Here is a 26,768-nt window from a genome sequence, read left to right on the forward strand (position 1 = left end):
CGTCTAGTTTTTCGCCCGCATGCTCTCTGCTGTCAAACGCATTTCACGTGCTAAGAGATCAGCGGCACTGCCCTCTAAGCGTGTATCTTCGCACATACGAATAATGACTTCAGAATACTCAGGAAATTTCCGTAGCTCATATACCGCTGCAAGATTTCCAGGAACCGTAGAATCACTACTCCCCAGCTCACGCATGATCTCAAAGAAACGCCGATATTCTTCGTGATCTCGTTTACGTTTTTCGTTTGAGACATGCTGGATCGCAGCCCAAGCCAGACCAAAGAGCGGAATCACGAGACCTAACCACGCGATGATCTGGTCCCAAGTATAGTTCACCACCACTTCTCCGGAGCATGGTCGAACCCGGCGCGCTGCTGGATCGCGAGGCCCGCATCGAGCACAGTCTGCTCGTCATAGGCCTTGCCCACCAGTTGCAGCCCGAGCGGCAAGCCATCGGAATTGAGCATTGCAGGCACGCTCATCGCGGGCAGTCCAGCCAGCGAGGCAGGCACGGCGAACACATCGTTCAGATACATCGTCAGCGGGTCAGCATCGAGCGAACCCAATGGGAAACTGGCCGTTGGCGTGGTCGGTGCGAGGATCAGATCACACTCCTCCCAAGCCTTCTCAAAGTCCTGCGCCACCAGAGCGCGTATCTTCTGCGCCTGATTGTAATAGGCATCATAGAAGCCCGCTGAGAGCACATAGGTGCCGATCAGAATGCGGCGCTTCACCTCATCGCCAAAGCCCGCGGCGCGGGTTTCGGCATACATGTCCTGCAATCCCGCCCCATCGGGCAGATCGCGCAGGCCGTAGCGCACGCCGTCATAGCGCGCGAGATTGGAAGACGCCTCTGCGGGCGCGATAATGTAGTACGCTGGCAGCGCGTATTTGGTGTGCGGCAGCGAAATATCGACGATCTCTGCGCCGGCATCTTTCAGCCACGCCTTGCCCTGTTCCCAGCTGTCGAGGATCGCCTGATCGGTGCCTTCCATCCGGTATTCACGCGGGATGCCGACCTTCTTGCCTTTAAGGTCAGCCGACAAGGCCGCTTCCCAATCCGGCACATCAACCTTTAGCGAGGTCGAATCTTTCGGATCGAACCCGGCCATCGCGCCCAGCATGATCGCGCAATCTTCCACCGAGCGCGCCATTGGCCCGGCCTGATCGAGCGACGAAGCAAACGCCACCACGCCCCAACGCGAGCAGCGACCGTAAGTCGGCTTAATCCCGCAAATGCCGGTGAAGGCGGCGGGCTGACGGATCGAACCGCCGGTGTCTGTGCCGGTTGCAGCAGGCGCGATCCGCGCGGCAACCGCGCTGGACGAACCGCCAGAAGAGCCGCCCGGTGACATGGCCGCATTCGTGCCTTCCTTGCGCCAAGGCGAGGCAACATTGCCGAAATAACTTGTCTCGTTTGAGCTGCCCATGGCGAACTGATCAAGGTTCAGCTTGCCCAGCATGCCTGCACCAGCAGCCCAGAGATTGCTGGAGACAGTGCTTTCATAATGCGGGGTGAAGCCTTCCAGAATGTGGCTCGCCGCGGTGGTTTGCACGCCCTCGGTTGCGAACAAATCCTTCATGCCGATCGGCACACCGCCCATGGCGCCCAGCTCTTCGCCCTTCGCGCGCTTCGCATCGGCCGCGTCCGCTGCGGCCAGCGCATGGTCAGGCGTCGCAACGATAAAGGCGTTAAGCGCGCTCGCCTCTGCCACGGCGGCGTTAAAACCTTCCGCCACTTCGCGTGCGGTAAAATCGCCCTTGGCCACGCCATCGCGGATGGCCTTGATCCCGAGATTGGTAAGTTCAGTCACTAGAAACTCCGCTCATCCTGAGCTTATTGAAGGATTATTTTTTCTTCTGACTCAGCGGAAAAACAAAGGGCAACCCTTCGACAAGCTCAGGGTTAGCGGGGAAGGGAAAGGCGCATAGGCGCATCTTATTCAATAACCTTAGGCACACCGAAAAAGCCGTGCTCTGCCGCCGGGGCATTGGCTAACACATCATCGCGCCGCCCGCCTGCGGTCTTGGGATCGGCATCAATCACATCCGCGCGGAGGCGCAGGGCATTGGGTATGACCGCGCTCATTGGCTCAACACCGCTGGTGTCAACCTCGCCCAGCTGCTCAACCCAATCGAGGATATTGCTGAGTTCTGGCGCCATACGCTCCAGCTCTTCATCACCCATCTTGATGCGGGCGAGCTTCGCAATCTTTTCAACGGTGGCTTTATCGACCGACATAGTGATCCGTCCTTTTGGCGACTATTGACCCGGCTGAATTTGCTGCGGCGCGCCTTCTGGTGGAGGACCACCGGGGCCGCCTGGACCGCCCAGCCCGGCTGCGCCCATGGCTTGCTGTAGAATGCCGAGTTTGCGCTGAAATTCTTCCTCCGTCATGAAGTCGACCATCTCAACCTCAAACACCAAATCTGCACCCGCTGGGATCGGCGCATTTGGCGGCGGCGCATCACCGTAAGCCTGATCAGCCGGAATGAAGAGTTCGTATTGGCCGCCCTTTTGCATTTGCACCGCGCCATCGCGGAAACCGGGCAGCATCTGAGCAAGAGGCAGAGGATTGCCATCGGGGAAGATGCCTTCAACCGGCAGCGGTATATCCTGAGATTCGTCGAACACCTCGCCCGTGTCCGCCAGCTTGCCCTTATACTTCACGAACACGACATCTTCTGGACCCGGCATTTCGCCAGTGCCTTCCACGATAGTGTCGAGCGACAGGCCCTTTGGCATGGCCGACCATGCCAGTGCACCGCCAATAAGAATGGCAATCAGCACGCCAAGCCACAGCTTGGTCAGCGAGCCCTTGGCAATCGGTTGCAACGGAACGCGAGTAACTTCGGCCATGTATCGATCCTGATATAAAGGTGGCGCCAAACAAAAGGGCGCGGAATGAACCCGCGCCCTGATGGCTTATCATGTTGTAGCATTCAAGCGAATATCGCTCGAAAAACAGACGGCTTACTTAATGCCGTCGCGTTCCATACGCTTACGCTCAAGCTTGCGTGCGCGGCGCACAGCGGCGGCCTTTTCACGAGCACGCTTTTCGCTTGGCTTTTCGTAGTGGCGACGCAATTTCATTTCGCGATAGACGCCTTCACGCTGCAGCTTCTTCTTGAGCGCGCGGAGGGCTTGATCAACATTGTTATCGCGAACCATGATTTGCATAAAGCGAAACTACCTTCTCAAATTCAATCGGGCCCGCACCATTCAGCGCGGGAAGCACCATATATAGAAACAACGAAAATTGCGCCGAATCCATACGGAACGGCTAAATCTGAATCGCGCCTAGTGGATTTGCGGCCCTATGGCAAGTTTTTGTGAGGGGGCGTCGGACCTGGCGGAGCAGCAAACTTGCAGCGGAGAATAAAATCGCGTGTGCTGGCATTGCGCAGATGACGAATGCAGCCACCCGGTCTAAGAGCCTCGCAATGTCTGCCACACTTTCTCCTTTTATGGCCACGTCCATTGTCGCGCTTGGCGGCGCCGTGGGCGCTGCGGGTCGCTATCAATTGGGCCGCGGCTTTGCGCATTTCGTTGGCGTACCAGGCACGCTTCCCTGGGCGACGTTGACCGCCAATGTGCTGGGCAGCCTGGCAATGGGCGTATTGTTCGGCTGGCTGGCACGCCATGGCGGCGCAAGTGAAAGCACGCGGCTGCTGCTGGGTGTGGGCGTGCTCGGCGGGTTTACCACTTTCAGCGCATTCAGCCTTGAAATGCTGCAATTGATTGAGCGCGGACAGGCGGGCCTTGCCATGGGCTATGCGCTGATCTCTGTTTTGGCGGGCGTCGCAGCGCTTTACGCAGGCCTTATCATTATGCGGGGTGCAGCATGAGCAATTCTGAAGCAGAAAATGCGGCCGGTGCAGATAGGACTGGTGCAGACAAGAACGTGCGTCAGTTTACCGTTGGCGAGGATGACGATGGCATCCGCCTGGATCGCTGGTTTAAGCGCAATTTGCCGCAGATCGGCTTTGCCACTGTCTCGCGCTGGGCGCGCACCGGGCAAATCCGGGTGGATGGCAAAAGAGCGAAGCCTGAGGACCGCCTGAGCGAAGGGCAAGTTTTGCGCGTGCCGCCAGGCGGTGAGCAGAAAGAGCGTGGGCCGCGCCAGCGCCGCGAGCTGACCACGGAAGAAATCCAAGAAGCGCGCGATATGGTCATCCGCGAGACAAAGACCGCGATTGTATTCAACAAGCCGCCGGGCCTCGCGACCCAAGGCGGCAGCAAGACGCACAAGCATATCGACGGCTTGCTTGATGCCTTCGTCCCTGCAGAGGGTGAGTACAACGCCGGGGTGCGCCCGCGTCTCGTCCACCGGCTCGATAAGGACACCTCCGGCGTGCTGCTGGTGGCGCGCACTCCGGGAGCAGCGGCAAGTTATTCCAAGCGATTTTCCGGGCGCAGCGCGCGCAAGGTGTATTGGGCACTGGTGGTCGGCATTCCAGAGGTTTCGCAGGGCACGATCGACGCGCCGCTCGCCAAGCAGCCCGGCTCTGGCGGGGAAAAAATGCATGTCGATGAGGAAGACGGCCAACCGGCCAAGACCCGCTACCGCGTGGTGGAGCGGGCTGGCAATCGCACCGCCTGGGTTGAGTTGGAGCCGCTAACCGGGCGCACACACCAACTGCGCGTGCATATGGCCGCGATTGGCAATCCGATTGTGGGTGACGGCAAATATGGCGGGCAAGACGCGTTTCTGACCGGTGCGATCAGCCGCAAGATGCATCTGCACGCGCGTCGCCTGATCATCTCAGAGCCGGGCCGAGGAACCACTGGCGACAAGAGCAACAAGGGCAAGGAAACCGGCGGCGGACGGCTGGATGTGGTCGCCGATCTGCCAGAGCATTTCGCCGCCAGCATGGAAGCGCTCGGCTTTGATGAAAACGCCAGCAATGCCGACCCGAACCTCGATCTTGCCCCGGAAAAAACCAAGGCGGAAAAGAAGCAAGTCGCGCGTCAGCACGCCAAGAAATACCGCAAGGAACGCCGGGGCGAGCGTAAGACCCGAACGGCTGGAACGCGCGGGAATACAGGCGGCGATCCTAAGGGCAAGAAGCGCAAACCGCTAAAGCGCTCTGGCAAGCCCAATGGCAAACCCGCAGGTAAACGCAAATGAGCGCTGGCGCAGGCAAGCTCGCGGTGTTCGACTGCGATGGCACGTTGGTCGATGGCCAGGCGGACATTTGCGATACGATGGAACAGGCCTTTGAACGCGCCAAGCTGACCCCGCCGCCGCGCAATGACGTGCGCCGGATCGTCGGCCTCAGCCTGCCGGTCGCAATCCGCAATCTGGCCCCCGGAATTCCCGATGATGATGTGAAGAACGTCATCGAGTTCTACAAAAGCGCCTACTTCGCGCGCCGCCAAGAGGGTCTGCTGCACGAGCCGCTGTATGACGGGATCGCCGACCTACTTAACCGTCTGCGCGACGATGGCTGGCAGCTAGCCGTGGCGACCGGCAAATCGGATCGCGGCCTGGAGGCGGTGCTGGCCGCGCACAATATTCGCGGGCACTTCGTGTCCCTTCAAACCGCCGACCGGCACCCGTCAAAACCGAACCCTGCGATGTTGGAGGCCGCCGTTTTTGAAGCTGGGGCGCGCCCGCAAGATACAGTGATGATCGGCGACACCACCTTCGACATCATGATGGCCGCAGAGGCGAACATCCGCAGCATTGGCGTCGCCTGGGGCTATCACGAGCCGCATGAGCTGACCGAGGCGGGCGCAGCTAGCATCGCGGCGGAGGTTGGCGAGCTGGAGGCGCTGCTATGACGGACAAGCCGCCGATTGATAAAGAGCAACAAGCCAAACAGCGCCTCGCCATGATGAGCGGTGCGCGGTTCCTCGGCATTGGGGCGGTCATGCTGGGCATTGCGATGACGCGCGGCGTGGTGGAGGGCTATCCCGACTGGCTCGGATACGTCATCAGCGTCGCGGGCATGCTCTGCTTTTTCTTCGGCCCTTATGCGCTCGTGCGCCATTGGAAAGGCCCGAAAGAGTGAAGCGGTTCTACAAGCAAGTTGCCGTGACCCAGCTAGACGATGGCGCGGGCTGGCAAGTGACGCTGGATGGGCGCGGGATCAAGACCGTTCGCGGTGCGGCCCAGTGCCGTGCCCAGCAAGGCGCTGGCCGAGGCGATGGCGGAAGAATGGGCGGAGCAAGGCGAAAAGCTCGACACCAGCAAATTCGTCTACCGCGATATGGCCGATTACGCGCTCGATGTGGTCGAGAGCACGCAAAGCGATTTGATCGACAAGCTGCTAAACTACGGCGAGACCGACACTCTGTGTTACCGCGCCGACCCAGAGGATGCGCTGTTTGCGCGCCAGCAAGAGGTTTGGGAGCCACTACTTAAGCCTTTGGAAGAAGAGAGCAATATCATCTTCACCCGGGTCAGCGGCATCGTTCATAAACCGCAAAGCAAGGCGGCGCTTGCCGCTTTGCGCACCCGGATCGAAGGACAAAGCGCATTTGCATTGGCGGGGCTGGAGGCGATGGCATCTTTGGCCTCTTCGCTGATCACAGCCATTCTGGCGAGCGAGCCGGGCGCGGACGCAAAAAGCCTATGGGATGCGGTGTGCGTAGAAGAATTGTGGCAGGCCGACCTATGGGGCAGCGATGAAGAGGCCGAAGAACGCCGCGCCAAACGCCGCGCAGACTTCCTCGCCGCTCAGCATTTTGTCGAACTTTCCCGCGCTTAGGTGAGAGCGGTCTAGCCCTCATTCATCCAAACAGTCACTTCAGCAGCAACCTGATTGGCCGCACGGTTAAGCGCTTGGCCGACATCACTCGGCTCTGCCAAGACGCCCGTCTCGACCGCTTCGAACCGGCGTGTCTCAAATTTGCTGTCCTCTGCCCCGCCATCGGTGGAACGGATCGCATCAAATTGCACCACCACGGCAGAGCGGGTCGCGTCATAGCCGAACTCGCGCAATGTCCCGCGAAGGGCGCGCGGCGCATTCAGCGGCGTGTCCTCTGTGTCGAGCACCAATACGCCAGTTTGCATCCGTAGGCTTTCACCGATCAACTGGCGGAACAGGCGGGCGGGCTTTTCAACCCAGAATGCCTCTTGCAGATAAGCGATTTCCGTGTCGCTGACCTTTACCGGTACGCGCAGCACATCAAGCTTTGCCGGAACCTCTGGGATTAAAACTGCAATCGCGCCTTCCGCACCAGCCGCGCTGGTCGTCGCCTCGCTGGCGGTCGCTGTTGACGACAGAGTGAGCAAGCTTTCCGGCGGCTCTGAGCCTAGGCTGACGCAGGCGGAAAGGCCCATGGCCAGCGGCGCGAGCAATGCCAGTTTCGCAGGCCTCAATGCGGCGGGCAAACGGCCAGATGAACGGTTCATAGTGAGCGGCCCTCTCATGGCTCGTAATCCGGTAAAGTCTGACCCTGCAGCAGCGCACCTGCGCCCTGATTGTCGAGCTTTTCAGTAACATTGCGCAGCGCCCGGCTGGTCGCGCGCAGATCCTGCAGCGTCGCCTCGGCGCTGGGAATGGTGCTCTCGCGCAATTGCCGCGCGGCAGGCCGCGTATCTTCCAGCGTTTTCGCCAGCTCCGCCGCCGCCAGATTGGCCGAGGCGAGCGTGCCGCGCAGTTCCTTAGACAGCGCAGTGCCTTCTTGATTGATCAGCGTATTGGTCGATTCGGTGATCTGTTCAAACGCATCGAGCGCCTCGCCCGCTTCGCGCAGGGCGACCTCAAGTTCGGTAAATGTACCCTCCAGCCGCGGTGCGGCATTGGCCAGCTCGCCCGACAGACGATTGGTGTTGGCCAGAATGCCAGAAATTTGCTCCTGGTTGTCAGGGCCAAGAATGGTGTTGAGCTGTTCCGTCAGGGTCGCCAACCGTTCCAATAGCAGCGGTGCGTTCGCAACAATTTCGCCAAATCCGCCGCGCCCCGGCGGGATTACCGGCGCGCCTTCTGGGCAGGCGGTCGTCTCGCAAGTGATCGCGGGCGCATCCTTGCGCGCCCCATCGAGCAGAATGGTGGAGACACCGGTAAAGCTCGCTTGAATGGTTGCCTCAGTCCCGACGAGGATCGGTACGTCTTCTTTTACGCGCACGCGCACCCGGACAAATTCGGGGTCTTCGCGAGACAAAGCGATTTCACGCACTTGGCCGACGGGTACGCCCGCGTAGGAAACCTGACTGCCATTGGCGAGGCCGGAGACAGACTGGTTGTAGAAGATGTCATATTCGTTCTGTTCGCCCTGCCCCAGCCGCGCGATGATGACGATAAACGCCGCCAGCGCCACCAGCAGCACCAACGTCACAGCTCCTACCCAAAGGTGATTGGCCCGTGTTTCCATTACCCTACCTATGCCTGTCCATCGCGCAGCTTGTCCATGGGCTTGTCTATCGACTTGTCCATCTGTCTATCCCTGCTCGCCGCGCTGATGCGTCGATAATGCCGCGCGTCCGCGCGGGCCGCCGAAATATTCGGTGATCCAGGGATGACCGGTTTCGATCAGCTCCGGGATGGTGCCCACCGCCACCACTTGCTTGTCCGCCAGCACCGCGACCCGGTCACAAATCTCATACAAAGTGTCGAGATCGTGGGTGATCAAGAACACCGTTAGACCAAGAGTTTCTTTCAACTCCTTGGTCAGGCTGTCGAAGGCAGCAGCACCGATGGGATCGAGGCCAGCGGTCGGCTCATCAAGGAACAACAGCTCTGGATCGAGCGCGAGTGCGCGGGCGAGGCCAGCGCGTTTCTTCATACCGCCAGACAGCTCAGATGGGTATTTGGCGATGGCATCTTCGGGCAGGCCAGATAGCAGCACTTTGTAACGCGCAATCTCGCGCCGCAGCTCATCATCAATGTCCGGGAAGAATTTCTTCAGCGGCACTTCGACATTTTCGCCCACGGTCAGCGTCGAGAACAGCGCCCCGCCTTGAAACATCACGCCCCAGCGGCAGCGCACGCCGAGGTCTTGATCGGGGTCGATCCCGGTGATCTTGCGACCAAACACCGAAATATCGCCAGCGGTGGGGATTTGCAGGCCGATGATCGAGCGCATCAGCACCGATTTGCCAGTGCCAGATCCGCCGACCACGCCGAGGATTTCGCCCTGGCGCACTTCGAACGACAGGTCTTCGTGCACGGCAAAATCGCCGAACCGGTTCTCCAGCCCCTCAACCACAATCGGAGGATGGCCGCTAAAGCGTGGGTGGAGCGTGTCTTCCATACTCACCCCCAACCAATTTCGGTGAAGAACACGGCGAAAAACGCATCGAGCACAATGACCGCAAAGATCGCAGAGACCACTGCCATGGTGGTGCGCAGACCGACCTGTTCGGAGTTCCCCTCCACCCGCATGCCGTGATAACAGCCGGCCAGGCCAATGATCAGTCCGAACACGGGCGCTTTGATCAGGCCAACCCACAGATCATAGGTCGGCACAACCTCCTGAATACGCTCCAGGAAGGTGAAGAATGGAATGCCTAGCGAAAATTGTCCGACCACAGCACCGCCGATTATGGCGACGATTGAGGCGTAGAAGCCCAGCAGCACCATCATGAATGTGGATGCGAGAATGCGCGGGATCACCAACACCTCTGCAGGTGAAATGCCAATGGTGCGCATCGCGTCGACCTCTTCGGTCAGTTTCATCGTACCCAGTTGCGCGGCAAAGGCGCTGCCCGAACGTCCAGCCACCATAATCGCGGTCATCAGCACGCCCAGCTCGCGCAGGGTGATGCGGCCCACCAGGTTCACGGTCAGCGCCTCTGCGCCAAATTGCTCCAGCTGCACTGCGCCCTGCTGAGCGATCACAATGCCGATAAGGAAGCTCATCAGGCCGATAATCGGCAAGGCAGATACGCCAACCAGCTCCATCTGACGAACCATCGCCTTCATCGGGAAACGGCTGGGGTGGCGCAGCAAGCGGCCTGCGGCGATAAGGACCCGGCCAAGGAACCCGACAACGCCGATGATCCCGGCGCGCATGTCATAAACCAGCTCGCCCATCGCCTCGGGCACGCGTTCCCACACCGGCACGCGCGGCGGGGTAATATCGGCATCGCTACCAGCGGTCTCGACCGCATTGAGCAGGCGCTTTGCGCGCGGGCTGGCCCCGGTAATTTCTGCCTGGTGATCGGCGGCGAGGCGGCACATCACCCAGGCGCCAATGGTATCGATTTCCTCCACGCCGGACAGATCAATGGCGGTGATCTCTTGCGAGAGACCGTTTAGCTCCCGGTCGAGCGGGCCGACGGAGGATACGAGCAAGGGCCCCTCGAGCGCCAAGGCGATGCGCCCGGCCTCGTCCTCGGTCACAGAGAATTGCGCGGCCCCGTCCATGGTTAAGGCTATGCGGACAAATTTCGCGCATCACAAGTCATCTGTGTCTGCACATACGAAACTCTCCGTTGCGTCGCAGCATGACGGCTGTATTGAGAAGTTGACTTTTTCTGAGGTCCGTAGCCTCCCACGCCCTCCGCCCTTCCACCCGGATAGTGTCCTGGTAGGATCCGGGTGGAAGGGCGGAGGGCGTGGGAGGCATGGGCCGCGAGCGCACGCGAGCACAAAACCAAAATGACCGACCAATTACCCACCACATTTAGCCCCGCCGATATTGAGGCGCGCTGGTACCAGCATTGGGAAGAGAAAGGCCTGTTCCGGCCCGAGCGTCCGGATGCGGAAGCCTTCACCATCGTGAACCCGCCGCCAAATGTCACCGGGTCGCTGCATATCGGCCACGCGCTCGACAACACGCTGCAGGACATCGTCGTGCGGTATGAGCGGCTGCGCGGCAAAGATGCATTGTGGGTCGTCGGCACCGACCACGCCGGCATCGCCACGCAAATGGTGGTCGAGCGCCAGATGGAAGAACGCCAGGACAAGCGCACCAATTATTCGCGTGAAGACTTCGTCGACAAGGTTTGGGAGTGGAAGCACGAAAGCGGCGGCACGATCACGCGCCAGCTGCGCCGGCTGGGCTGCTCAATGGATTGGTCGCGAGAGCAATTCACGATGGACGAGCATTTCACCAAGGCGGTGCTCAAAACCTTCGTTGATCTGTATAATGATGGCCTGATTTACCGCGATAAACGACTGGTCAATTGGGACCCGAAGCTAAAGACCGCAATTTCTGACCTTGAGGTTGAGACGCAGGATCTGAAGGGCAGTTTCTGGCACTTCAAATATCCGCTGGAAGACGGCGTGACCCTATCCGATGGCCGCGATTATATCGAGGTTGCGACCACGCGGCCCGAGACAATGCTGGCCGATATGGCGGTCGCAGTGCACCCCACGGATGAGCGCTATGCCAGCGTCGTTGGCAAGCATGTCGTGCTGCCGATCACGGGCCGCAAAGTGCCGATTTTTGCCGATGAACACGCCGATCCAGAGCTGGGCAGCGGCGCGGTGAAGATCACGCCGGGCCACGACTTTAATGACTTTGAGGTCGGCAAGCGCGCCGGGATCGCCGCGGGCGATATGCTCAACATGCTCGATGGTGACGCCAATGTTTGCCAGACCTCGGACGGGCGGGTGCCAGAGGAATTCCTCGGCCTGCACCGCTTCAAGCGCGATGGTACGCCGGGCGCGCGCGAATTGGTGATCGAGCGGCTGAAGGAGCATGGCTTCCTCATCCCGCATGTCACCAAGACAAAGAAGGGCGAAGAGGTAGAACTCGACGCTGAACCGCGCACCATTGCGACGCCATTTGGCGACCGCGGCGGCGTGGTGATTGAGCCGTGGCTGACCGATCAATGGTATGTCGATGCAGAAAAACTCGCGGCGAAACCAATTGAGCAGGTGAAGTCGGGCGAGATCGAAATCATCCCGCAAAGCTGGGAGAAGACCTTCTTCAACTGGATGGAGAACATCCAGCCATGGTGCGTTTCCCGCCAGCTGTGGTGGGGCCACCGGATCCCGGCCTGGTTTGGGCCCAAAATCCAAGATGACGTTGTCAGTTTCGATCAAACAGCGAGCGATAATCCAGTCTTTGTAGCCGCAACCGAGGCAGAAGCACTCGACAAAGCACGGGCCTATTATTCGAAGGCAGGTTACGAAGTGTCTGTCTCTGACGGAGTCGAGGGAACATTTGAGGATTTTCTCGATGATTTCGATGAAGATGAAGAGCAGGCGCTAAAAACAGTCCAAGTTTGGCGCGACCCCGACGTCCTCGACACATGGTTCTCTTCCGCGCTGTGGCCTTTCGCCACGCTCGGCTGGCCGGAGGAGACATCCGTTCGTGCTGAGCCTGTCGAAGTACGAGCGGATAACGACGTTTCCTCAGACGACACCGGCCCTTCGACAAGCTCAGGGCGAACGGTGTCGTTATTGGAAAAACACTTCCCCAACAATCTGCTGATCAGCGGTTTTGACATCCTGTTCTTCTGGGACGCACGGATGATGATGATGGGCCAATACAATATGGGCAAAGCGCCCTGGCCCAAGCTGTATCTACACGGTTTGGTCCGCGCGGCAGACGGCGCAAAAATGTCCAAGTCGAAGGGCAATGTCGTCGATCCGCTCGGCCTGATTGACGAATATGGCGCGGATGCGCTGCGTTTCTTCATGGCGGCGATGGAAAGCCAGGGCCGCGATATCAAAATGGATAATGAGCGGGTCAAGGGATACCGCAATTTCGCGACAAAGCTCTGGAATGCGACGCGTTTCTGCCAGTCCAATGGCATTGGCGCATCCAGCACTCTGGCCGCGCCTGAGGCGCGGCTGGCGGCGAACCAATGGATCATTGGCGAGGTTCAGCAGACCGTAGAGGCGCTGGATGCGGCGATGGCCGATCTGCGCTTCGATGCGGCGGCGAACACGATCTATCAATTCACCTGGTCGCGCTTTTGCGATTGGTATCTGGAGCTGATCAAGCCTGTCTTTGCTTCTGAATCCGTTCGCCCTGAGGTCCTGAGCCCGTCGAAGGGCGAAGGGTCGGATTCAGATGCCGCCCGTACTTCGACAAGCTCAGCACGAACGGCTGTAGAGGAAACTCGCGAGGTTGCCGGATGGGCGCTCGATCAAATCCTCGTGATGCTGCACCCGTTCATGCCGTTTATCACGGAAGAGCTGTGGCATGCGCAAGGCGCGCTAAACGGCCCAGAAAACGGAAACCCTCGCAACGAATATCCGATCATCACCGCCAAATGGCCCGATCCGCGCGCGAATGTCAGCAAGCCTGCAACCCAAGCGATTGATTGGGTGATCGAACTCACCAGCAACGTCCGCAGCGCCAAAAACGAGCTGGGCATTGCGCCCGGTGCGAAACTGGCCGCGTTCCTGCCAAGCGCATCGGAGCTGGCCAGCAGCACAATCGAGCGCAGCAGCGCAGCGATTGAACGGCTCGCTCGCCTGACCCCGGTGAACTTGGGCGAGGCGCCCGATGGCCCGGCCATGCAAGTGACCGCAGGCAGCGACGTGTTCGTGATCCCACTCGAAGGGATCATCGATATCGCCGAAGAAAAGGCTCGGCTGGAGAAAGCGCTCGCAGCAAGCCAGAAAGAGGCAAAGTCTCTCGAAGGCCGCCTGGGCAATGCAAACTTTGTCGAACGCGCCAAACCCGAAGCAGTAGAGAAGGCCAAAGCCGACTTCGCGCATCACTCTGCAGAGGCAGAGCGGCTAACAGCGGCGCTGGCGCGGCTGGGGTAGTTTCCCGCCTCCCTACGTCCGTATAGATGCCACGGTGCTAGCTGGTTTCAAGCAAGCACTGGGGCTGCGCTATGGGCAGGTTTTGGGGGTGGGAGCGGACATTGGTTTTGAACAGATTTACAGCGCCAAATTAGTTCGCCCTCCAGTTGGAGGACGCTCTCAGTCATTCGGAGAAGAACATCTTACGCAATCCTTTGGCCTTTATGATCTCACGACGGTTTCGGAATGACCCGAAGTCTTCCGCTACATCGCCTATCTGATCCGTAACAGTGAAAAGAAATCCATCACCGGTTTCTTCACTCTTCCGAACCACTCCTTGGAGTTTTTGTCGATTGTACTGGCCGTTGAAATTCTTTCCGAGCCATGTTGCCCAAGTTATCTCCGGCAACGCCCTAAAGGTATGTAGGTCAGGATCACCGGGTCCTGTGGCACGGCGGATACCATACGGATCAGTCGTGTAGGTGAATGCGTGCTGACCGTAGATGCCCTCCCGATATAGCAATCCCTGATCCGGGTCCAACTCAGCAATCTCGCCTGGAGTGTAGAGGTGCAGCATTCCATGAGCAGCTTTGGTCAGCACACACAACCGCCTGAACAGATCTAGCCAATCAACGCGCGCGCGCCATTCGGAACGCAAGATCAATGCCTCCGTCTGGTTCGCATATGTGATGCCTTGGTGTTCGATTTTTCCTCCGCTTTTTATCGCAGACCGCCGCGCCCATTCCACGCCCATGTAGATGCCTGTTGATTGAAGCTTCCCGCGCCTCCCTTCGGATGAATACATTTGTCTGTCTTTTAGCCAAAGCGCGGCAAAGTCCTCTTTTGAAGTCACGTCGTAAGAGAGGGTTCCGAGCCAACCGGCCTTTTGGGGCAGCAATCGTGGTTCGACCGCACTGATTGATGAATACAGATCACTACCGAACTGTTCGCTGTTCAGATCAGCATACGTCGTCAAGGCAACAATGACATAAGGCTTCATAGCGATTTTATCCTTTGCGCACCTTGCGGCGGCTAAAGTTCGTGGACGTGGTCGAGTGGGTGTCTCTATCCTATCTGTCGCAGAACTGCGCAACGTCCCAAATTGGGTCGGAAACGGCCTGATCGCGGCGCTATCCCAGCATGGTTTGCGCCAACCAGACAATCAACCAGATTGGCAGGGCCAAAACGGCCGCACCCAGCAGGATGATAGTCCACTCGCCAGGATCCCAATCTCGGCCATCTTTTACCGCCCCGATCATCGCGGCAACAATCAGCCTAGTTAAGAGGAATGGAAGTATGATAGCCGAACCCACAAACTGGAAAGGAACGATCACTCGCTCAAGCTTAGTACGCTGCGGCGGTGCGTGGCTAAGTCGTTTAAATACGCCAAAACCGTCGAGATAGGCTTTGATCGAAATATCCCGTTCGGCCGTAAGCAGCTTGGCATCTTCACGCGTCGGTTTTGGGCTTGAGTAGTCGTATAGGTTTAACCCCGCTTGACCATGCACTTCTGCGATGGCCTTGTGCGCCACGCTGTAGGCCACCTGGGCCGATTCATGGTCAATCACAAAGCCAGCCTCAGGTGTGTAGACCGCCTCTACTCCGCCCTCCAAGTCAGGCGCATCCTTCAGCATAGTCTTGAAACGCAAATATTGGATAGCCTCACTATCGACCACGACTGCCATTCCGTATTCATCGTCAGTGTCTTCTGCGGCCAGAACACTCATGCCAAGCTGCTTTGCGAGTGTTGCAGTTTGCTGAATGAGATCGACACTGATTTCGTGCTCTTTTGGGTCAACCGCGCTGTCTTTATCTGACATGAAAGCTTCCAACGCAGACACATCGATCTTGTGGGCGATCTGCCGATCCAAAAACTGGCTGAAATCCGGGCGGCTGCCTAGTGGCTTGCTATGGGCAGTGAGATAGAACAAGCCGGTGATGCCCTCGCGCCAGAGCTGATAGCCGTCCTTGACCCGCTCGAGCCTGCTCTCGGTAGGTTCCCCGGCCAATACGACAAAATGCGAACGCCACATCCTTTGAATTTAGCCGATAAGGCAATGTCCGCAAGTGGGTCGTGAGCAGTCAGTCCGCTCTTCTCGAATGTGCCGCAAAGGGTAACGCTCTTCCCTAGTTTCCTACGCGGCCGGGATATGCGAAAGGTGCGGGTTATGAACCATGCTGCATACTCACCGTTTCGATCAATAAAATCGATCAAAAGCCCTGTCTGTGATCGATTGGTTTTTGACGCTAGGACTGTGTTCCAGGTGTTCCAAGCGTGCTCTAAGAGCGATGAACTGAACCAATCGGCCATGCAATGGCCGCAAGGGCGACTGCCCGCCCGCAGCGACGCGACCTTCAGGTCGCATGTGCGAGGATATCGCGCGCCGGATGGCGTGCGCAAAGAAGAAAGCGCTCAACCATGAAGCTGGTGCTGGCCACAGACGGAGCGGTCGCGGATGGCGGCGGGCCGGAGATCTTCGCTTCTCTGCAAGGCGAAGGACCAAGCGTCGGAACCCCGGTGGCGTTCATGCGGCTCTCGCGCTGCAACCTAGCCTGCACGTGGTGCGACACGGCCTACACCTGGCGCTTTGACGAGAGCCGCCCGCACCGAGATGGTATCGCCTTTGAGCGCAAAGCCAATCAGGTGTCGCTGGAGGTTGCCGATGTCGCAGCGCGCATCCTGGCGCTGGGGCAGAAGCGGCTCGTCATCACTGGCGGAGAGCCGCTGTTGCAAGGCGCGGCGCTGGCTGATCTGATGGCGCTGATCCCGGATATGGAGATCGAGATTGAGACCAACGGGACAACCAAAGCGCCGTCTCATGTCGACATCCGCGTCGATCAGTACAACGTCAGCCCCAAGCTTGCGCATTCGGGCAATGAGGGAAGCCAAGCGCTAATCCCGGAGCGGCTCGACTTCTACGCTTGCGATCCGCGCGCCTACTTCAAGTTCGTGATCGCTGCGCCAGAGGATGTGGAGGAAGTGATCGCCTTACAGACGCGCTATCGCTTCAAACCCGGGCACGTCTTCCTGATGCCAGAGGGGACCGATAGCGAGACACTGCGCACGCGCGAAGAATGGCTCAGCCCGCTGTGCCTCCAGCATGGCTTTCGCATGTCAGACCGGCTGCACATCCATCTGTACGGTGATGAGCGCGGAACCTAACCTTGAGAACGCCAACGCTGGACAACGCGGTTGACGACTTCCTCTTCACCGCCGCCTTCAGACCACAGGTCAACAAAGCTCGGGTCTTCAGATGCCGGACGCTTGCTCTCTTCGAGGTTGTCGAAGCTCACGCGGATGGGGATTGCGACACCCTCGCCGCAGATGATCACCTCGCGGTTGCGCAAGGCGGGAATGGAATCGAGGAAGCCGCGCGCGCCTTCTGGCATAGCCGCCTTCACGAAGGCTTGGTCGCGGTCGTTGTTCAGACGCATGGAAAGGATGGTGCCGCATTGTGACAACACGCCTTCAGCAAGGTCAGATGGGCGCTGGGTGATGAGACCCAGGCTGATGCCGTACTTCCGGCCCTCTTTGGCGATCCGGCCCAGGATACTGGCAACCGACGAACCGTCCGAGTTCTTCTCGTTTGGAACGTAGCGGTGGGCCTCCTCGCACACGAGCAGGATCGGGCGGGTCTTCTCTTCGCGTCCCCAGATCGCAAAGTCGAACACGAGGCGACTGAGAACAGCAACCACGGTCGAGGTGATGTCCGATGGGACGCCCGAAACGTCGATGATCGAGATCGGTTTGCCATCGCCAGGCATGCGGAACACCTTGGCGATAAAGTCAGCCATCGTATCGCCGACGAGCATGCCGGAGAACATGAACTGATAGCGCGGATCGGCTTTGAGCTCGTCGAGTTTGCCCTTGATCCGCATATAAGGCGCAGACGACGTGGCCTTGTCGAGCTTGCCCATCTCGTCCTGTAGCTTGGTAGCCAGGTCGGAAAGGAGATACGGGATAGGAGAATCTGCGGTGATCTTGCCCATGGTCTCCGCCAAGCGGTTCTTGGAGCGAGCATGTAGCAAGCACTTGGCGAGAATGTCAGAATCGACCTGGCGTTCGTTGCCATCGCTGGTGAGGAGGACTTCGCAATGCTCCTCAAAGTTCATCAGCCAATACGGCATTTGCAGGTTCGACACATCGAGGATGTGACCGGTTTGGCGGAACGCTGCGGAATACTCGCCGTGAGGGTCAATCATGACGATGTGACCTTGGGGCGCGGCCTCACAAATGCGGTGCAGGATGAGCGCAGCGCTGGTCGACTTACCGGTACCGGTGGATCCCAGCAGCGCGAAGTGTTTGCCCAACATCGCGTCAATATACATGCCGGCACGGATGTCCTTGGTCGGATAGACGGTGCCAATCGTGATGTTGGCTCGGCCATCGCTGGCGTAGATCTGTTTCAGATCCTGCGTCGTCGCCGGATAAACCAGCGCGCCAGGAACCGGATAGCGCGTAACACCGCGGCGGAAGCCGTGGATACGCCCAGTTAGCTTCTCTTCCTGGCCTTCGCCGAGGAAGTCGATATTGGCGGTGATGCCTTGATCGTTGCGGCGATCCTTGCGTTGGTCGCGCACATTAGCCAGCAACCATGCATCACCGACGCGGATCTTGATCTGGCTGCCGACCTGGCCAGCTAGCGCGATAGAAGGATCGACGTCTTCCATACATTCGGCAAGGCGCTGAAGATCGATGGCGACTTGAGAGCCTGCACCAGATATCTCCAGGACGACGCCGATCGGTTGCTTGGCATTTTCGTGAGACCTTTGCTCAGCGGACGACAGCGAGCTTGGCTCAGCGGCAGCGGCGGGCTGCGGCGCTGGAGCCGCTGAAGGTGCTGGCGCGGTCGTAGCCGCTGGAGCTGCGGTTGGCACAGGCGCACTTGTGGTGGCTGCGTTCATCCCTGCAACTGCCTCGTTAGCGCCATCTGTGGCGCGAGCACCGCTTTCTTGCGAACGTCCAAAACCTGGATTGCTCATATCGGTCATGAGATCACTCTTTCCCCAAAACTATCTGGGACGAGCGGTAACCATATTGGGGTTAAGATCGCGTCAAGATTGCCCGAAAAGCTGCGCCATACGCCGCGCTGCAAAACGGCTTAGACCTTCGCGAACACCCGGCCAGCAAACCACCCCATGAAAACCGACAGAGCGATTGCGCCCAGCCCATAGAGCAGCGCCCAGCGATTGGCGGCATTCACAACCCGCCCCTCTAGCCCGACTTTTTCAACCGTGATTGGCGCGGTCGCGCTGGCAAGCACCCGGCCATCAGCAATCGCGAAGGTTTCCGCTGTGTATTGGCCCGTCGTTACGTTGGAGGGCAGGTTGATCCGGGCCTGATACAGCACCTTTTCCGTGATGCTGACGCCATTCATGTCCTCTTTGTAGAGCCCCAGCCGCCTGCGCATATCAACCAAGCCATCGGAAAAACGGGTCTGCTTTTCCGGTTCAATCTGCCCGGAAGGGCTGAGCTGAATAAAGCTCGTGCCCAGCTCATAGATCGCGGCAGTACGCTCATCGACAATTTCAGGGATAGGGCGGGATGATGCGACCGCGAAGAATGCTGGTGCAGAGCGGAAATCAGTGCTGCCAGCGTTCATCCAAATCCCAGCAATGCGATCTTTCTCACGCAGGCGGATCGCCTCAGCCGGCCCTTTCAGAACAACTACAATATCGTATTCGGTGCCGCGTGCAGGGCCTGCCGGATCGACGATTGCACCATAGAGGAGCAGATCAGCTCCGGTGAAGCCTTGGCGAACCTCCACCCGGCTTTGACTGACTTCTGGCACCAGAATGGGCTCACGCTGAGCACTTAAAAAAATCGCCGCAAGGCCCAGGAATACAAGGCGCGCCGCCGCCATCATAGCGGGCTCACCGTGTAAATCTCATCAGGCTCAATACCCAAACCATAAAGCATGCGCAGCGCCACCAGAATCACGATCCCGGCCAGGATCAGCCGTAGCAGCTCTGGCTTCGCCTTGAGCGCGATCTGCGTACCAAATTGTGCGCCCATGACCGAGCCGAGCAGCAGCAGGCCGGCCAAGACGATGTCCACCGCTTTGGTGGTCAGCGCATGAGTCATCGTCGTCACCATCGTCACAAACAAGATTTGGAACAGCGAGGTTCCCACCACCACATTGCCGCTCATCCCCAGGAGATAGAGCATTGCGGGTACCAGAATGAAGCCTCCGCCAACGCCCATCAGCATGGTGAGGATACCCACCAGCACGCCCAGGATAAGCGGCGCAAGCGGGGAGATATAGAGACCGCTGCGATAGAACCGCCAGCGGATCGGCAGATTGGCAACCAGTGGGTGGTGGCGGCGTTTGCGCGGCTGCTTGGTCGCGCCCTTGCGCGGCCACAATGCCTCGACTGCCTCTCGCATCATCAGCCCGCCAATCGTGCCCAGCATCACCACATAGAGCACGTTGATCACGACATCGATCTGGCCAATGGATTGTAACAGTCGGAACAGCAACGCCCCGATCAGCGCGCCGACAACACCGCCGCCGACCATGACCAGCCCCATACGGTAATCGACACCATTACGCTTGCGATGCGCGAGCACGCCCGACACGCTGGCGCCGGTTACCTGCGTCGCCGCAGACGCGGCCGCGACTGTAGGCGGAATGCCGTAGAAAATCAGCAGAGGCGTGGTCAGAAACCCGCCGCCAACGCCAAATAGGCCGGAAAGAATACCCGTCAGCCCGCCCAGCATGACGATGTAAAAACCGTTCACTGACAGATTGGCTATGGGCAGGTAGACATCCATGGCAGCGGAGTAGCCCAGCAAGCTTCTGGATTAAAGACAATGCTGCACGCAAACCCCGTTATTCATGAAGGGGTTGCGGTGAAGCCTCGCTCAAAAGCGAGTAGAGATGGTCGCAGCAACGCCTGACGACGGCGCAGCATCGCCAGACACACGCTCTCGCCAATCGACCGAAAGGCGCGCTGGCACCTGGCCAATGCGCACATCCAGGCGCGCGGTTGGCCCCAGATCGACCCGGTGAACGTCCGCCGCTTGCCCAGCCCCCTGGTACCCGGCCCACGCGCCGCCGCCCACGCTGACGCGAGCCGATTGCGACGTGGCAAGATCGAACTTGGCGACCTCCCGCGTCACCGCCAGTTGGCCATCAACAAAGGCTGTGGAGCTGTCGCCGCCGACATATCCGCCTTGGGCATAGACTTCAGCTTTCGCGCCCACTGGCAAAGACAGCGGCGGGATTTCGGTCGTGGCAAAGGCAGCGCCGCGCACTTCGGTATCAAAAGTGCCGTCAGTCACTCGCATTTCACCGTGCAAACGCAGTGGCACCGCGCCAATTGGACGTGCGGACACTCCGAGCGCAGCTTCGCTCTCTCCATTGCTGACCAGCGCGCGGTAGGCGCGAACATAGGCACGCGGATCATGGCGAGAGCTAGGCACAACGCGATATTGCAGCACTGCGCCCGCTTGGCTCGCGCCGTAGACGGGAACCCGCCCTTGCGAAATCAATCCGGAATTGGAACCCTGACGCCAGAATGCCCAGGCATCGAGCGACCAGCGATCAGGTTTGGCGGTGTCGGCGCCTCTGTCCGTACCGCCTTTCGGTAAGCTCCAGCCTGCACCCGGCGCGTCTTGCATCAGCAAGCTAGGAGCGCCTGAGCGCGCCCATACCTCTTCAACCGCGCGCGGCAGCGGCAGCTGGCTCATCGCCGCCATCAGCAGCATCTGGTGGCCTGCCGCAATTTGTAATGTGTCCGAGAATATCTCTTTGCCGCGCAGCTCATCTGCGGTGAGGCCCATTGCAGGTGCTCTGATTTGAGCGGGCGCGATAAAGCCTGTGCTGGCGAGCTGAACCGGGCGTACCGCTCGCGCAGGTGCGAGATCAGGCTCAGACGGAGCCTCAGTCAGGATCGCATCAACCGATTTCGAAAAGCTCTCGGTTATGGGAAACGGGCTTTCCCACATCATAGCGCGGCCGCTGATCCATACAGCCAAGACAAGCCCAAGCATGGCGAGCGGCCCGCCACGGCGTGATTGCGAAACCTGGGTCATGACCGACCACCTGCTGGCTGAGTCAGCCGGGCAGGCTGCGCCGAATGGTCTGTTTTGTCCCACACGATCGCGCGTCCAGCGAGCGTCCCGATGTAAGCCATCACTGCGCGGCGACCAGCCATGATCGAAATGATGTTGGCAATCGGAATGCGCAGGACCGCTCGGACACCCTCCGCCGTGCCATATTCACGGGCAGTGAATGCGAACCTCGAGGCCGAGCGCCAACAAAATGCAGCAAGATTCACCCAAAGCAGTACGATCGCCATCTGAGAAAACGGCAATGGCTCGCCATATCCTAGCTTGATCCCGAGCCAGATCGCAGCGGAAACAGCCAGCAAAGTATAGCCCATGACCAAAACCAGGGCGGTAAACGGACCGCGCCGGTCGCGCGCTCGCATCCAGCTCTCGATGAGGCCTCCTGACCAGCCCATCCTGTCCCAACCTTGTAAGGCAATGCCGTGCACCCAACGGGTCTTCTGACGCACCACCGTATCGATCCTATCAGGGAAGAATGCACGGGTCGCAATCAACCGGCCATTCGCGGCGCGCGCGCGTATGAAGCGCGACTTTCCGCCCATCTCAGTGATGCTGAGACCCATCTCATAATCCTCGGTCAGGGAATCCGCGACGAATGGCTGACGGTCGGCATGGCGCATGCGCAATTGCTCGATCGCCTCTCGCTCAATCGCGCAGCCAACGCCCGCCCCGGGCAATGCCGCGCCTAGAGCATCACGCACCACCATGCCCTTGCTGTGGGATTCGGCGAATTCCTCGCAATAATGGCTACCTATCCAGCGGCTTTCCTCATTTCGCAACGCATGGACGGGAAGCTGCACGAATTGCGCGCCGCCCATATGCTGGCCAATATGCCGATCGAGCAGCGACAGTGCGGCGGGGTCGACCAGATCTTCTGCATCGTGGAACACGACCATATGATTGCGCACACCGCGACGCCGCTCATCATCGCACATCGCAGCGTAAATCCGGTTCAGACAATCGGCCTTGGTACTGGGCCCGTCGCGGTCGTGAATCACGATGCGAAGGCGTGGATCGCCATTGGCGGCGTCACTGGCGGCCGCGATAGTAGCCGAGTCGTTGCGGTAACAGCCGACGTACAAACGCAGGCCCTTCTGAGGCCAGCGGCCCAGCACTTCAGAAACCGTAACGCCGATCACCTCTGCTTCGGACCAGGTCGGGATGAAGACCGCCGCATCGCCGCACAACTCGCGCGTTTCGTTTTCATCTTTTTCAAATTGTTGCGTTTTTGCACGCCCAGTGAGCTTCAACCACAACCAAGTAACGTCTATTAAAAGATCGTCGACTGCACCAATTAGGAAGAAAATACCTGCGAATAAAAGTAGCTCTTGCTGGAACAATACCAACCACTGCCAGACGTCAAAATTCATTACTTGCAAGGCTGCCCCCATCCCCACTTGTGTAAAACAACCTATCGCGCTCGGTTAAGGCTTGCAACGGGAGAAAGTTTTAGAGAGGGGGTAGAGCAACTATGGCTCAATCAAACTCCCCCTTACGCTCGGTGTTCGCGCCAGTGCGCGCCTTGTTCGTTGGCGATGCGTCTGCTGGCATACTGCTGATCCTTGTGGCGGCCGCCGCAATGCTGGCAGCCAACTCTTCCTTGTCGGGCGAATATCGCGAGCTGTTCTACGGCGATCTGGCCTGGACGCCGATTGCAAAGCTCGATGATCTGCACCTCTGGATCAATGACGGACTGATGGCGATATTCTTCTTCGTCGTCGGCCTGGAGGTAAAGCGCGAGCTGGTTGGCGGGCAATTGTCTGACCCGGCTGCACGCAGACTACCCATGGCCGCCGCTGCGGCCGGTATGGCGATCCCTGCCCTTGTCTATATCACGGTTTCTGGCGGCGGCGAATATGCCAGTGGCTGGGCTATCCCTGCGGCGACCGACATCGCTTTTGCGATGGGCGTACTCGGTCTGCTGGGCAGCCGGGTGCCAGCATCGCTGCGCCTGTTCCTGCTAACGGTGGCCATCGTCGATGACATTGGCGCGGTGATGGTGATCGCCGTGTTCTATACACCGACGATCAAGCTCGTATGGCTGGTCGCCTCAATTGTCGTTTTCGGCCTAATGATTGCGCTGAACCGGATGAAGGTCAGCGTCTTTAGTCCCTACATTCTGCTCGCCCTGGTGCTGTGGTATTGCGTGCTCAACACCGGCGTCCATGCCACCATCGCTGGTGTTCTGGCGGCGCTCACGATCCCTATGCAGCGCAAGGATGGCAATTCCATGCTGGAGCGGCTTGAGCATGGCATGGCCCCGTGGAGCGCCTATCTGGTGGTGCCCGTATTCGGTTTCGCCAATGCCGGCGTCTCGTTTCAGGGCATGGGGATTGGCGCATTGTTTGATCCGCTACCCGTGGCGATCGCAGCGGGCCTTGTGGTCGGCAAGCAATTGGGCATCTTCACAACGATTGTGATTGCCGAAAAGACTGGCTTTGCTCAGCGTCCGGAGGGCGCGAGTTGGGCGGAGATTTGGGGCATATCGATCCTGTGCGGGATCGGCTTTACCATGAGCCTGTTTATCGGCGGGCTGGCTTTTCCGACCCAACCGATGTTCATCGAGGAAGCGAAAATCGGCATCCTTACCGGCTCAGCAATTTCGGCGGTGCTGGGCTTTATTGTCTTGCGCCTGACCACGACGCATCCCGATGCCGACTGTGACGATCAGGGTAATCAGCCCACCAACACGTAAAGCGTAGGCAGCTTAGCCGCACTAATCTGAATTACTCATTGGGCATACTCACCGCCATATGCCGGCACCCATGCCCGATCAGTTTCTTACCAACTGCCGATATTTTCCATACTGGCCCACGGCTCTTGCGGTTCCAGATTGCCGTCCTGCAGCAGCTCAATCGAAACGCCGTCTGGTGACTTTACAAAGGCCATATGGCCATCGCGCGGTGGGCGATTGATGACCACGCCCGCATCCATCAGACGCTGACACGTGTCGTAGATGTCTTCCACTCGGTAGGCGAGATGGCCGAAATTGCGACCATTGTCATACGTCTCTGCTTCACTGCCATCTTCAGATGGCCAATTGTAGGTCAGTTCAACTTCGGCCACGCCTTCCTGTCCCGGTGCAGCCAGGAAGATCAGCGTGAAGCGGCCCGCCTCGACATCAAACCGTCGCACTTCCTCCAGCCCGATCAGCTTAAAGAAATCGACCGTCGCATCGGGATCGGTCACGCGGATCATGGAATGAAGATATTTGGTCATGATGGGCCTTTTTCAGTTCAAACTCAGTTCATCGACAAATAAGCACAATTCATCGCATCAGCAAAGGAGGATGTGATGACGGATACAGCGACGGATACGCAGCAAGAGATGGAGCGTGAAGGTGCGCGGCGCAAGGGTGGGATTGGCCGAACCACCACACGCTGGTTCGGCACAGCCGCCATCGCAGCAATCGGCATGACATTGGGCGGGTATCTGCTTGGCGACGGGCTGCTGCGCGCGAAGGAAGCCGAACGTTCTGTCACCGTACGCGGATTGGCCGAGCGCGACGTCACGGCCGATCTCGCCACTTGGACGATCTCCTATTCAGCCAGCGCGGCCAATCTTGCGGAGGCGCAAGGGAAAGTGCAGCGAGATACTCGCGCAATCGAAGGTTTCTTTAGGGGGCTCAGATTTCCAGCGGACAGCCTGCAACCAACCGGTGCCAATGTCTCCAGCCACACCAATCGCGGCGTCACGACCTACACCGTGCGCCAGCGGCTCGCGCTGAGAACCGACAATATTGAACTCGCACAAAAGGCGGTTGCTAATCAGTTCGATCTGGTTGGGCGCGGTGTATTTCTGGAAGAAGGCTCTGGCATGAGCTACACCTTCACCAAATTGAACGACATCAAGCCGGAAATGGTAGCCGAGGCGACCCGCGATGCCCGCGCCTCTGCGGAGCAGTTTGCGCAAGATTCCGGCTCAGGCGTCGGCGCGATCAAGGATGCGACCCAGGGATACTTCTCTATCGAAGCGCGCGATGGCGATGGCGGCGGATGGGGCAAGAGCGACAGCCCTTATAAAAAGGTCCGTGTCGTCACCACGGTGAACTTTTCGCTTGATTGAGTAGGCGCTCAGCCTGACCTGTTTGGCACGAAATCGGCGGAGCACTCAATCCGCCCAAAACAAAAAGGCGCGGGGACAATGCGCATAGCCCCCGCGCCTTTTCTGCTCCACTCGCAAAAGTGGGATGTGACCCTAAGTATCTAAGATGTGATTAGATGCTGGCGCTCAATGTGAACACAACAGCATCATCGGTGAAGACGCCGCCTGGATCGATCAGGCCATCGCCTTCGACACCAACATACGAAATGCCAACGCTGAGCGGTCCGTGGACCGATGCTTCTGCACCGATTGACCAGTCAAATGCCTTGCTGTCATTCGTGAATGTCAGGAAGCCATCGGTGTAACCAAGGTGACCAGTCAATGTGATCGGCGTATTTGGGATTCCGACACCTACATCGCCGTAGATGTAGAAGTTGTCAGTACTGCCGAGCGAATCCTGATCAGGCGCATAAGCGACGCCGACCGTTGTTTCAGCTGGACCAAATGTGAAACCAAGTGAGCTGTAGAATTCGATATAGTCGAAATCACCAGCCCCAGCGTCTGGATAGAGATAGGCGATCGCGCCCACATCTAGGCTTAGGCCTTCGGCGACATCACCGCTCCAACCACCGTAGACGTCAACTTCAGTTGAACCAAAACCAACCGTGTCCTCATCAAGTGAAGAGGCCCAAGTACCGGCATAAATGCCGATATCGGTTGAGAGATCGATGCCGCCCTGAATGGCAATTTCGCCGCCGGACAGGTCAACACCGCGGAAGCGGTATTCGCTGACCAAAGCAACATTAGCGGTCACTTCAAAACCAGCTTCGCCATCGGCATAGCTTGCTTTCGCAGCGTCAACCGGCGCGCTTGCGCGGTCAGTTTCGCTATCAATAACGGTAGCAATTTCGGATGCTGCCAGCGCTGGAGTATTCTCGCCAGCTTCGGCTTCATTAGCAAATGCTGGAGCTGCAGAGAGGAGCAAACCAGCGGATAGAGATGCGGCGGAGAGGCCGCGTTTGGACGTGAGCATTACAACTTCCTT

At 58.9% G+C, this 26,768-nt stretch carries 27 protein-coding genes; 9 read left to right on the plus strand and 18 right to left on the minus strand.

The features are described 5' to 3' along the window. Positions 1-3 precede the first annotated feature (3 nt). The 5 genes from AC0V6O_RS12115 to rpsU all read right to left on the minus strand — a co-directional run bounded on the left by AC0V6O_RS12115 (position 4) and on the right by rpsU (position 3,181). Positions 4-336, minus strand: a complete 333-nt coding sequence (locus AC0V6O_RS12115) for a hypothetical protein (protein WP_486144332.1) — start codon at positions 334-336, stop codon at positions 4-6. Continuing rightward, entirely contained in the window at positions 333-1,814 is a 1,482-nt protein-coding gene (gene gatA, locus AC0V6O_RS12120; protein ID WP_486144334.1) for an Asp-tRNA(Asn)/Glu-tRNA(Gln) amidotransferase subunit GatA, read from the minus strand. The genes AC0V6O_RS12115 and gatA overlap by 4 nt, the downstream gene beginning before the upstream one ends. A 125-nt stretch (positions 1,815-1,939) precedes the next feature. Further along, positions 1,940-2,242, minus strand: coding sequence for an Asp-tRNA(Asn)/Glu-tRNA(Gln) amidotransferase subunit GatC (gene gatC / locus AC0V6O_RS12125; RefSeq protein ID WP_472639515.1), 303 nt, complete (start codon positions 2,240-2,242; stop codon positions 1,940-1,942). Positions 2,243-2,263: 21 nt separating this feature from the next. Continuing rightward, positions 2,264-2,860, minus strand: a complete 597-nt coding sequence (locus AC0V6O_RS12130) for an FKBP-type peptidyl-prolyl cis-trans isomerase (RefSeq protein WP_486144337.1) — start codon at positions 2,858-2,860, stop codon at positions 2,264-2,266. A 114-nt stretch (positions 2,861-2,974) separates the two neighbouring features. After that, the gene (gene rpsU, locus AC0V6O_RS12135) at positions 2,975-3,181 is read right to left on the minus strand and encodes a 30S ribosomal protein S21 (protein ID WP_006834591.1); all 207 of its coding nucleotides are present in this window, start codon (positions 3,179-3,181) and stop codon (positions 2,975-2,977) included. A 287-nt stretch (positions 3,182-3,468) separates the two neighbouring features. On the opposite strand from rpsU, the gene crcB reads away from it, so the two are divergent. The 5 genes from crcB (at position 3,469) to AC0V6O_RS12160 (ending at position 6,717) form a co-directional block, all read left to right on the plus strand. Further along, positions 3,469-3,849 (plus strand): fluoride efflux transporter CrcB, encoded by a 381-nt coding sequence (gene crcB, locus AC0V6O_RS12140; RefSeq protein WP_486144339.1) that lies wholly within the window; start codon positions 3,469-3,471, stop codon positions 3,847-3,849. Further along, positions 3,846-5,132, plus strand: a complete 1,287-nt coding sequence (locus tag AC0V6O_RS12145; protein ID WP_486144341.1) for an RluA family pseudouridine synthase — start codon at positions 3,846-3,848, stop codon at positions 5,130-5,132. The genes crcB and AC0V6O_RS12145 overlap by 4 nt, the downstream gene beginning before the upstream one ends. Further along, the gene (locus AC0V6O_RS12150) at positions 5,129-5,788 is read left to right on the plus strand and encodes an HAD-IA family hydrolase (protein ID WP_486144343.1); all 660 of its coding nucleotides are present in this window, start codon (positions 5,129-5,131) and stop codon (positions 5,786-5,788) included. Before AC0V6O_RS12145 ends, AC0V6O_RS12150 begins: the two co-directional genes overlap by 4 nt. After that, the gene (locus tag AC0V6O_RS12155) at positions 5,785-6,018 is read left to right on the plus strand and encodes a hypothetical protein (protein ID WP_472639520.1); all 234 of its coding nucleotides are present in this window, start codon (positions 5,785-5,787) and stop codon (positions 6,016-6,018) included. The genes AC0V6O_RS12150 and AC0V6O_RS12155 overlap by 4 nt, the downstream gene beginning before the upstream one ends. A 66-nt stretch (positions 6,019-6,084) precedes the next feature. After that, a complete protein-coding gene (locus AC0V6O_RS12160; protein WP_486144345.1) occupies positions 6,085-6,717 on the plus strand; it encodes an ATP12 family protein in 633 nt (210 codons plus the stop codon). Positions 6,718-6,728: 11 nt separating this feature from the next. Here AC0V6O_RS12160 and AC0V6O_RS12165 read toward each other — a convergent pair whose 3' ends face one another. The 4 genes from AC0V6O_RS12165 to AC0V6O_RS12180 form a co-directional block, all read right to left on the minus strand. Next, positions 6,729-7,364: an ABC-type transport auxiliary lipoprotein family protein gene (locus tag AC0V6O_RS12165; RefSeq protein ID WP_486144347.1), complete on the minus strand. Its 636-nt coding sequence runs from the start codon at positions 7,362-7,364 to the stop codon at positions 6,729-6,731. Between the two features lie 14 nt (positions 7,365-7,378). Beyond that, entirely contained in the window at positions 7,379-8,326 is a 948-nt protein-coding gene (locus tag AC0V6O_RS12170; protein WP_486144349.1) for an MlaD family protein, read from the minus strand. A 66-nt stretch (positions 8,327-8,392) separates the two neighbouring features. After that, positions 8,393-9,205, minus strand: a complete 813-nt coding sequence (locus AC0V6O_RS12175; protein WP_472639524.1) for an ABC transporter ATP-binding protein — start codon at positions 9,203-9,205, stop codon at positions 8,393-8,395. A gap of 2 nt (positions 9,206-9,207) precedes the next feature. After that, positions 9,208-10,320, minus strand: a complete 1,113-nt coding sequence (locus AC0V6O_RS12180; RefSeq protein ID WP_486144352.1) for an ABC transporter permease — start codon at positions 10,318-10,320, stop codon at positions 9,208-9,210. A gap of 234 nt (positions 10,321-10,554) precedes the next feature. Here AC0V6O_RS12180 and AC0V6O_RS12185 point away from each other — a divergent pair, with 234 nt between their 5' ends. Continuing rightward, complete coding sequence (locus AC0V6O_RS12185; RefSeq protein ID WP_486144354.1) at positions 10,555-13,626, plus strand: valine--tRNA ligase; 3,072 nt, start codon at positions 10,555-10,557, stop codon at positions 13,624-13,626. Between the two features lie 163 nt (positions 13,627-13,789). On the opposite strand, the gene AC0V6O_RS12190 is transcribed toward AC0V6O_RS12185, so the two are convergent. After that, positions 13,790-14,605 (minus strand): hypothetical protein, encoded by an 816-nt coding sequence (locus AC0V6O_RS12190; RefSeq protein WP_486144356.1) that lies wholly within the window; start codon positions 14,603-14,605, stop codon positions 13,790-13,792. A 130-nt stretch (positions 14,606-14,735) separates the two neighbouring features. Further along, the gene (locus AC0V6O_RS12195) at positions 14,736-15,638 is read right to left on the minus strand and encodes a hypothetical protein (protein WP_486144358.1); all 903 of its coding nucleotides are present in this window, start codon (positions 15,636-15,638) and stop codon (positions 14,736-14,738) included. A 386-nt stretch (positions 15,639-16,024) separates the two neighbouring features. On the opposite strand from AC0V6O_RS12195, the gene AC0V6O_RS12200 reads away from it, so the two are divergent. Then, complete coding sequence (locus tag AC0V6O_RS12200) at positions 16,025-16,768, plus strand: 7-carboxy-7-deazaguanine synthase QueE (RefSeq protein WP_486144360.1); 744 nt, start codon at positions 16,025-16,027, stop codon at positions 16,766-16,768. On the opposite strand, the gene AC0V6O_RS12205 is transcribed toward AC0V6O_RS12200, so the two are convergent. The 5 genes from AC0V6O_RS12205 to AC0V6O_RS12225 all read right to left on the minus strand — a co-directional run bounded on the left by AC0V6O_RS12205 (position 16,765) and on the right by AC0V6O_RS12225 (position 23,049). Then, positions 16,765-18,597 carry an ATP-binding protein gene (locus tag AC0V6O_RS12205; protein WP_486144362.1) on the minus strand — a complete coding sequence of 611 codons (1,833 nt, stop codon included), beginning with the start codon at positions 18,595-18,597 and terminating at the stop codon, positions 16,765-16,767. The two genes, AC0V6O_RS12200 and AC0V6O_RS12205, sit on opposite strands and share 4 nt — an antisense overlap. Before the next feature lie 110 nt (positions 18,598-18,707). Continuing rightward, on the minus strand, positions 18,708-19,472 hold the full coding sequence (locus AC0V6O_RS12210) for a TIGR02186 family protein (RefSeq protein WP_486144364.1): 765 nt from the start codon (positions 19,470-19,472) through the stop codon (positions 18,708-18,710). After that, positions 19,469-20,380 carry a sulfite exporter TauE/SafE family protein gene (locus AC0V6O_RS12215; protein WP_472639531.1) on the minus strand — a complete coding sequence of 304 codons (912 nt, stop codon included), beginning with the start codon at positions 20,378-20,380 and terminating at the stop codon, positions 19,469-19,471. Before AC0V6O_RS12215 ends, AC0V6O_RS12210 begins: the two co-directional genes overlap by 4 nt. Positions 20,381-20,470: 90 nt before the next feature. Beyond that, the gene (locus AC0V6O_RS12220) at positions 20,471-21,643 is read right to left on the minus strand and encodes a hypothetical protein (protein ID WP_486144367.1); all 1,173 of its coding nucleotides are present in this window, start codon (positions 21,641-21,643) and stop codon (positions 20,471-20,473) included. After that, entirely contained in the window at positions 21,640-23,049 is a 1,410-nt protein-coding gene (locus AC0V6O_RS12225; RefSeq protein ID WP_486144369.1) for a glycosyl transferase family protein, read from the minus strand. The genes AC0V6O_RS12220 and AC0V6O_RS12225 overlap by 4 nt, the downstream gene beginning before the upstream one ends. Before the next feature lie 101 nt (positions 23,050-23,150). Between AC0V6O_RS12225 and nhaA the strand changes: the two genes are divergently transcribed. After that, positions 23,151-24,374 (plus strand): Na+/H+ antiporter NhaA, encoded by a 1,224-nt coding sequence (gene nhaA / locus AC0V6O_RS12230; protein ID WP_486144370.1) that lies wholly within the window; start codon positions 23,151-23,153, stop codon positions 24,372-24,374. An 86-nt stretch (positions 24,375-24,460) separates the two neighbouring features. Here the strand turns inward: nhaA and AC0V6O_RS12235 are convergent, their stop codons facing one another. Further along, positions 24,461-24,898 carry a VOC family protein gene (locus AC0V6O_RS12235; protein WP_486144372.1) on the minus strand — a complete coding sequence of 146 codons (438 nt, stop codon included), beginning with the start codon at positions 24,896-24,898 and terminating at the stop codon, positions 24,461-24,463. Positions 24,899-25,093: 195 nt separating this feature from the next. Here AC0V6O_RS12235 and AC0V6O_RS12240 point away from each other — a divergent pair, with 195 nt between their 5' ends. Then, positions 25,094-25,744 (plus strand): SIMPL domain-containing protein, encoded by a 651-nt coding sequence (locus AC0V6O_RS12240; protein ID WP_486145619.1) that lies wholly within the window; start codon positions 25,094-25,096, stop codon positions 25,742-25,744. Positions 25,745-25,895: 151 nt separating this feature from the next. Here the strand turns inward: AC0V6O_RS12240 and AC0V6O_RS12245 are convergent, their stop codons facing one another. After that, positions 25,896-26,756, minus strand: coding sequence for a TorF family putative porin (locus tag AC0V6O_RS12245; RefSeq protein ID WP_486144374.1), 861 nt, complete (start codon positions 26,754-26,756; stop codon positions 25,896-25,898). Positions 26,757-26,768: the final 12 nt, after the last annotated feature.

It is taken from the genome of Erythrobacter sp. JB2-19, assembly GCF_057365005.1.